The 6,840-nt window shown below is 65.8% G+C and carries 9 protein-coding genes and 1 pseudogene; all 10 read left to right on the top strand.

Features of this window, described 5'->3' with window-relative positions; translation table 11 throughout:
* Positions 1 to 114 precede the first annotated feature (114 nt).
* The 10 genes and pseudogenes from E6K76_03805 (at position 115) to E6K76_03760 (ending at position 6,822) form a co-directional block, all read left to right on the top strand.
* The gene (locus tag E6K76_03805) at positions 115 to 1,008 is read left to right on the top strand and encodes an NAD(P)/FAD-dependent oxidoreductase (protein TMQ59837.1); all 894 of its coding nucleotides are present in this window, start codon (positions 115 to 117) and stop codon (positions 1,006 to 1,008) included.
* Between the two features lie 7 nt (positions 1,009 to 1,015).
* Positions 1,016 to 1,204, top strand: a pseudogene (locus E6K76_03800) (alpha/beta fold hydrolase).
* Between the two features lie 68 nt (positions 1,205 to 1,272).
* Positions 1,273 to 1,773: a hypothetical protein gene (locus E6K76_03795; GenBank protein TMQ59836.1), complete on the top strand. Its 501-nt coding sequence runs from the start codon at positions 1,273 to 1,275 to the stop codon at positions 1,771 to 1,773.
* 20 nt (positions 1,774 to 1,793) lie between these two features.
* Positions 1,794 to 2,165, top strand: coding sequence for an adenine methyltransferase (locus tag E6K76_03790; protein TMQ59835.1), 372 nt, complete (start codon positions 1,794 to 1,796; stop codon positions 2,163 to 2,165).
* A 196-nt stretch (positions 2,166 to 2,361) separates the two neighbouring features.
* Positions 2,362 to 3,024: a MotA/TolQ/ExbB proton channel family protein gene (locus E6K76_03785; protein TMQ59844.1), complete on the top strand. Its 663-nt coding sequence runs from the start codon at positions 2,362 to 2,364 to the stop codon at positions 3,022 to 3,024.
* Positions 3,021 to 3,428, top strand: a complete 408-nt coding sequence (locus E6K76_03780) for a biopolymer transporter ExbD (GenBank protein TMQ59834.1) — start codon at positions 3,021 to 3,023, stop codon at positions 3,426 to 3,428. Before E6K76_03785 ends, E6K76_03780 begins: the two co-directional genes overlap by 4 nt.
* Positions 3,425 to 3,835, top strand: coding sequence for a biopolymer transporter ExbD (locus tag E6K76_03775; protein ID TMQ59833.1), 411 nt, complete (start codon positions 3,425 to 3,427; stop codon positions 3,833 to 3,835). Before E6K76_03780 ends, E6K76_03775 begins: the two co-directional genes overlap by 4 nt.
* On the top strand, positions 3,832 to 4,536 hold the full coding sequence (locus E6K76_03770) for a TonB family protein (GenBank protein TMQ59832.1): 705 nt from the start codon (positions 3,832 to 3,834) through the stop codon (positions 4,534 to 4,536). The genes E6K76_03775 and E6K76_03770 overlap by 4 nt, the downstream gene beginning before the upstream one ends.
* Positions 4,537 to 4,549: 13 nt before the next feature.
* Positions 4,550 to 5,269: a hypothetical protein gene (locus E6K76_03765; GenBank protein ID TMQ59831.1), complete on the top strand. Its 720-nt coding sequence runs from the start codon at positions 4,550 to 4,552 to the stop codon at positions 5,267 to 5,269.
* A gap of 80 nt (positions 5,270 to 5,349) precedes the next feature.
* Positions 5,350 to 6,822 carry a TolC family protein gene (locus E6K76_03760; protein ID TMQ59830.1) on the top strand — a complete coding sequence of 491 codons (1,473 nt, stop codon included), beginning with the start codon at positions 5,350 to 5,352 and terminating at the stop codon, positions 6,820 to 6,822.
* Positions 6,823 to 6,840 lie beyond the last annotated feature (18 nt).

Genomic DNA, 6,840 nt, shown 5'->3' with positions numbered 1-6,840 from the left:
GCAGCGCCATCGAGGACGCGATCAGCACCGACTTCGACCATCGCTCACGTCACGAGAAGATCGCGCATGAGGAGATCTTCGGTCCCGTCCATCCACAACACGGAGCCCATCACCATGGATGACGTCATCATCATCGGCGGCAGCTTTGCCGGTCTCGCCGGCGCCCTGCAGCTCGGCCGTGCCCGCCGCAAGGTCACCGTTCTCGATACCGGCCTGCCGCGCAATCGCTTCGCCGGCCACTCGCATGGTCTGCTCGGCCACGATCACAAGCCACCGCTGGTCATCCTGGCCGAGGCGCGGCAGCAGCTAGCGCGCTATCCCACGATCAGGCTGGTCAATGCCCGGGCCGACAGCATTTCCGGCGCGATCGACGATTTCTCTGTGTTCACTGCCGATGGCGAAAGCCTTAAGGCGCGCCGCCTGATCCTGAGCTATGGCGTCGCCGACCAGATGCCTGATGTTCCGGGCTTTGCTGAAAGCTGGGGCACTTCCATCGTGCCCTGCCCCTATTGCGACGGCTTTGAAGTCGCCGGCCAGCATTGGGGCCTCGTCTGGTCCGGCCCGCAGTCGCAAAATTCTGTCAGGCTGTTCCACGACTGGACCGACACGCTGACGCTCTTCACCGATGGTCACGACATTCCGCCCGATATCCGGGCCGATTTGGCGCGCCGCAATATACCTGTCGTCGATGGCCGGATCACCGGGATCGCCCGTCACGGACGCCATAACGCCACCGTCGAGCTCGATACCGGCCCCAATGTCGCGGTCGACATCCTGTTCGCGCATCCGCGCAACAAGCCGTCCGCAAGCCTGCATGAATCACTGGGCCTCGCCACGGTCAATACGCCCCTCGGCATCGCCCTCAAGGTCGACGAGCGCCGCGAAACCAACATGCCCGGCATTTACGCCGCGGGCGACCTCGCCAACCCCCTGATGCCCTCGGTCACTTTGGCATCATCGCACGGCGCGACGGCGGGTATCTCTGCCCAGCAGTCGATGCTGGTTTAGATCTCCGATGACCGACGAGCTTCCCATTGTGCTCCTCCATGGCTCCGCCACCGGCTCCTACTCCTGGGCCGCGGTCCGCACGGGTCTGGAGGCGCACGGCGCCATGGTGGTGGTACCCGACATGCTCGGCTACGGACGGTCGCCGACACCGAGCGAGGCGTGGCAGCCAAAGGACGAGGTGGCCCACCTGCGCGGCTGAGGTGGAACACGCCGACGCTCTGCATGTCGAGACTCCTTCCGCGCCTTGGGAGGCGGATGGGTTCCATGAAGTGGTTCGCTCACGTACACATCGCCAATCTGCGCGCGCTCAGGATCGCTCGAGAGCAGCGTGATCGGCCTCAATTGATTGAATTTCGTACGTTCCAGCACAAGGAGCTTTCAATGAAACAGCGTGTCGCCACGGTTCTGCTGTGGATGTTTGCCATCGCGCTCCCAACGGCTGCGTCTGCGCAGCATGGCGATCACGCGGCCATGTCGCCGGATCAGATCGGGACCGCGAGCATCAAGTTCGAAACGTCGTGCGCGCCGGCCGTGAAGGACGACTTCAACAAGGCGGTGGCGCTGCTGCACTCGTTCTGGTTTCCCGAATCCAGCAAGACGTTCAACGCCGTGCTCGCCAAAGACCCGAACTGCGCCACGGCGCACTGGGGCGTGGCGCTCTCCACCTGGGGCAACCCGTTCGGTGGGCTGAAGAACGCCAAGACCATCGAGACGATGCGGATCTCGATTGAGACGGCGAAGAAGAGTTCCAGCATTGGGCCGTAGAACGCGCTGGCGGCTTCCCAATGCAAAAGAAGGTCGCGGACGAGGGAATCGATGGGCGTATCTATTTTGAGACTCGGGGCGGCCTGAAGGATATGGTGCTTTCAGTCAAAGGGGGCGGCGTCAGGCCCACAGACATACGCGACCTTCGCGGTGTTCTAGAGAGGGAATCCACCGCAGAGCTGGCGGGATTTATTTCGCTCAACGAACCATCGAAGGCCATGCGCCGGGAGGCCTCGACCGCTGGGTCGTATCAGTACGGCGGGCACTCCTACGACAGGATGCAGTTCCTAACCGTCCGGGAGATGTTGGAAGAGAAGCGGGAATTCCATACCCCGACAAAGATCGGGACAACCAGGATCACGCCGGGGCAAGGGCTTTTGGAGCTAGATTAGTCCAAAAGCGTACAATTCCGTTTCCTTTTGACACCGCGGGTCCCGACGGCTAGTCTCCCAAGAAATGGTTTCCTGCTTCAAGCTTCGATTCCCCAATCGGTTCCGGCCTATGATCGCCGTGGGAGCCGCACTCCTCGTCGCCGCAACCGCATGGGCCAAGAGCGGCGTACATGGCCGCATCCCCAATGAAAGCGGGCTGATCGAGCTCTACGTGACGGGCGGGATATTCATGCACCCCATTCTGGTGTGCTCGATTCTCGGCCTCGCGATCATCCTCGAAAGACTCTATTTCTTCGCCAAAGCCCGCACGGACACAAGGCGCCTGATGGGGGAGCTGCTCCACGTGCTGCAAGATCAGGGCTTCGAGCCCGCTCAGAGAATGCTTCACTCGAAGCGCGGCCCGATCGCCGCGGTCCTCCATTCGGGGCTTCTCCGCGCGAAGAAGGGCCCGGAGGCGGTCGAGAAGGCGATCGAGACGGCCGCCTCGATCCAGACCGCCGCGCTGGAGCGCGGTCTGATCTGGCTCGCGACGGTCGCGAACATCGCGCCGCTCCTCGGATTTCTGGGCACCGTGTCCGGGATGATCCACGCGTTCGAGGCGATCGCGGCGGCGGAGGAGGTATCCGCGAAGCTCGTGGCGACCGGAATCTACGAAGCCCTCATCACGACCGCGGCGGGGCTGATCGTCGCGATCCCCGTGCAGACCGCGCACAATTACTTCGTGTCGAGAATCGACAAGTTCGTGATCGACATGGAGGAGTCCGGGGCGGAGCTGAGCGACGCCCTCGCCACCTATTCCAAGCAGTGGGAGACATTCCTCTCGACTCTGAAGCCGCCCGGCACTCCGGCAGCTCGATGAAGATCCTGAAGCGCCGGCATCCCCATCCGGAGATCCCGCTCGTGTCCACGGCGGACGTCTCCTTTCTGCTCCTGATTTTCTTTCTCTCGACAACCATCTTCGCGACCCAGCGCGGCATCTCGCTCGAGCTGCCGGGTGTCGGAGAGCTCCCCCTCGTCGTCCAGCTCTCGAAGACGGCGCGGGTCGTGGTTGCGGCGGATCAATCGGTGACGCTCGACGACGTGGCGGTTCCAATGGAAACCCTCAGCAACGCGATCCGGATGAAGCTGCGGGAAAAACCCGACCTCCTCCTGGTCCTCACCATCGAGCCCGCGGCGCCTTACGCCGCGCTCGTGAAGGCGCTCGATCAGGTCAAGCTCGCCGGCGCTCGCCAAGTCTCGATCCAGACCGGGGGCGCCTCGTGAAGATCCGCCGCCGCGCGCATCACCACAATGTGATTCCAACCGCGTCGATGGCCGACATCGCGATGCTCCTGCTTATTTTTTTTCTCAGCACCACGATTTTCAAGGCGCGCGAGGCGTTGTCGGTTCGATTGCCGGGGGCGACGACGGGGGAACGAATCCGGAAGGAGGAATCGATCCGACTCTGGATCGGCCCGCGCGGGGAAGTCGCGTTCAACGACGCGGCCGTACCGATCGAACGGGTCGGGGTCGTGCTCGCTTCGAAGCTCGAGTCGAATCCGAGACTTTCGATCGCGCTGTACGCCGACGCCACCGTGCCCTACCGCACGGTGGCGCGCGTTCTGGACGAGGTGCAGCGGGCCCGCGCCCCCCGTGTGATGCTGACGACGGAGCACCGCGCGTCGCCATGAATCTGGAACGGCCGGATATCCGGCGCTTGGAGCGGAGCTACTACCGTAGGGTCGAGCTGGCGATCCTGGTCGCGTTCGCGATCCACGCCGCCGCCATGCTGCTCGCCCCTCCTTACGTTCCGCGGCCCTACACGCTGGACGAGCCGCCGCTGCGCCTCGTCATGGCCGCCAGCGGCCCGGCGCGGGTCGGAGCGCCGGCCGGGCGGTCCGAGGCGCCGCTCCCGGCTCCCGCCGGGAGGACCAGGGCGGCCGTCGTGGCGAGGGAGCTGCGCTTCGCCCCTCAGGCTGCCCAGAGCATCGTGCCCACGGAGGCCGTCCCCGAAGCGGGTGCAGGCCGAGGCGCGTCCGCCGTGGCGGGCACGCCGGGAGGGGCCGGGGAGGCAGCTCTCGAGGGGTCCGCGCCGGAGGCTTATTACGCGTTCGATTCGCCCCCCAAGGTGGTCCGTCGCATCGTGCCGGAATATCCGGCCGCGGCGAAGTCTGGGGCCGCGGAGGGAACGGTGGTCCTGAACGCGAATGTCGACGAGCGGGGGCGCGTGATTCGTGTCTGGGTCGTGCAGGCGACGGCACCGGAGATCCTGATCCAGGCTGCGACCGACGCCATGTATCGTTTCGAGTTCACCCCGGGATCGTCGCATGGGAACCCCGTGAAGTGCACCGTGGCGGTTCCATTCAACTTTCGCCTGAACTTGCACTTATAATCCACTGGGGGGCATGATGAACGAGAATATCGTCCAGATCGAAAACCGGGAGGCGATGAGCCCGGAGGCGTCGGGGATGTCGGCGCTTGCGACCCTCCTCGGCGTGTTCGCGAAACCCAGGGCCGCGTTAATAGCGTTGTCGGCCCGGCCGCGCATCCTGGCCCCGATTCTGGTGCTCCTCGTCTCGCAGGTCGCGCTCGGCCTGGTGCTGGCCCAGTCGGGGATCCTCCGAAACGACACGGTGGCGAAGCTCGAGGCCAAGAACGCCCCTCCCGAGCAGATCGAGGCGGTGACGAAGGTGATGGAGGGCCCGGCCAAGTACGCGTTCGTCATCGGCGGCCCGGTGGTGCTGGTGTTCTCGCTGCTCGTCACGGCGGGGCTCCTTTACTTCATCGCGAATCTGATGCTCGGCGCCCGGCTCCGTTACATCCATTACCTTTGCATCGCGGCGTACGGCGGCGTGGTCGGGATCGTCGACCAGCTGGTCCGGACGGGGATCGCGCTCGGGCGCGGGACGCTGCTCGTGAACCTGGGAATCGGCGCCTTCATGGGGGATGAGCTGAGCGGCCTCATGAGGGTCGCGGACACAGCCACCGACCCGCTTCTCCTCTGGGCGACGGCGATCGAGGCTCTGGGCGTTTCCGTCATGGCGCGCAAGAGCTTTGGTTTCGGCGTCCTCGCGGTCGCGCCCGGCTACCTCCTCCTCGTTTCTCTCTCGGCGCTCCAGCGGTGAGCGGCCGCTGGTTCCGGAAACTCCATAGCGGCGCGCGACGTAGGGGTGGAGTTACCAACCGACCAAGGGGAGGTGGAGCGATGATCGAAGCGTCTCGGCCGCCGTGCGCGCAGGCGGCGTTGGTACTCGGGCTGATCGTCATGGGGATGGCGTCCATGCCTCCGGCCCGCGCCGGGGCGCAGGCGGTTGACCTGCTGCAACCGCCCCCCTCCGAACGGGACAGCGTCGGCGTGCCGGCCGGCGGAGCCGGGCGCGCCGACACCTCCCTCGCCGAGCCGCAAGCTCCTCCGGGGGACCGCTGGAGCCTGGCGCGGGTCGTCGCGGCTGCGCTCGAGGGGAACGTCGACGCCCGCGCGGCGCATGCGCGCACCGTGCAGGCGCGGGGTTCGGCGCTCCGGGCGTGGGGCGGCATTCTTCCCTCCGTGACGGGGCATCTGATCTACAATCACATCATCCCGGACAAGCAGAGCTCGCTCACCGTCATCGACTCCATCTCGTTTCTCACGAAGCGGCGGCAGCTCCAGACGGCCGAGGCGGGCGTGCAGAGCAACGTCTTCAGCGTTCCGGCCTGGAGCGAGAAGCGCAGGCAGAACCTGTTGCGCCGGGGCGCCGAGGAATCCGAGGCGGAGGCGCGGAACGGGGTCGTCTACGCGGTGAAGCAGCAGTACTTCGGTCTCGTCAAGGCGGAGCGCCTGGCCGAGGTTGCCCGTGAATCGGAGCGTCTGGCTCGGGACGAGGAATCGCGTGCGGAGGCGCTTTTCGAGGTCGGAACCGTCGCGCGTGGGGACGTGCTCAAGGCGCGCGCCCGCCGCGCCACGACCCAGCTCGACCGGATCCGCGCGGAAAATCAGATTGAGATTCAGCGCTCGAAGCTGAAGCAGATCATCGGACTGAAACCCGGCGTGTCGCTCGAGATCGATCCTGCCCTGGGGGAGAACGTCGCGCTTCCCGATTCCGGCGAGTCGGTCCGGACCGCGCTCTCGTCGCGTCCAGAGCTTTCGCGCGTGGGCGCGCTCGAGCGGGCCGCCCGGTCGGGCCTTTTCGGCGCGAGGGCGGAGCGGCTTCCGAAGGTGGTCGGGGACCTGGCGGTCGATCGCAGCAAGATCACGGACCGCGTGGAAGTCTCGGGCACCGGCGACCTGGATTTCGAGCGGTACGCGACGGAGTGGCAGGGAACCGTGCGTCTCTCGCTTCCGTTCTTCGATGGGTTCGCGCTCGAGGGGGGGATGAAGTCCGCGAAGGGGACGCTCCTCGAGGCCGAGGCCCAGCGCCGCCAGCGTGAAGTGGACGTCGCGGTCGAGGTGCAGCAGGCGTGGCTCTCGGTGCGCGAGGCGGTCCAGCGCATCGACGTCGCCAAGGAAGGGCTCGCCTCCGCCCAGGAGGATTACAGTTTTTCCAAGGGACGCTACGAGCTGGGCGCGGGGACGTTTCTGGACCTGTTAAACGCCCAGGTGAACCTCTCCCAGGCGAAACAGAGCTACGTGGAGGCGCTGGCCGACGCCCACGTGGCGGAGGCGGCGCTGGAACAGGCGGTCGGCTCGCGGCGTTATTAGGAAGCGGGGGCATCGTTC

The organism is Candidatus Eisenbacteria bacterium (assembly GCA_005893275.1).
In the GTDB taxonomy this organism is placed as follows: domain Bacteria; phylum Eisenbacteria; class RBG-16-71-46; order SZUA-252; family SZUA-252; genus WS-7.
The sequence above is the reverse complement of the archived record's forward strand: the minus strand, read 5'-3'. Positions and strand labels throughout refer to the sequence as shown.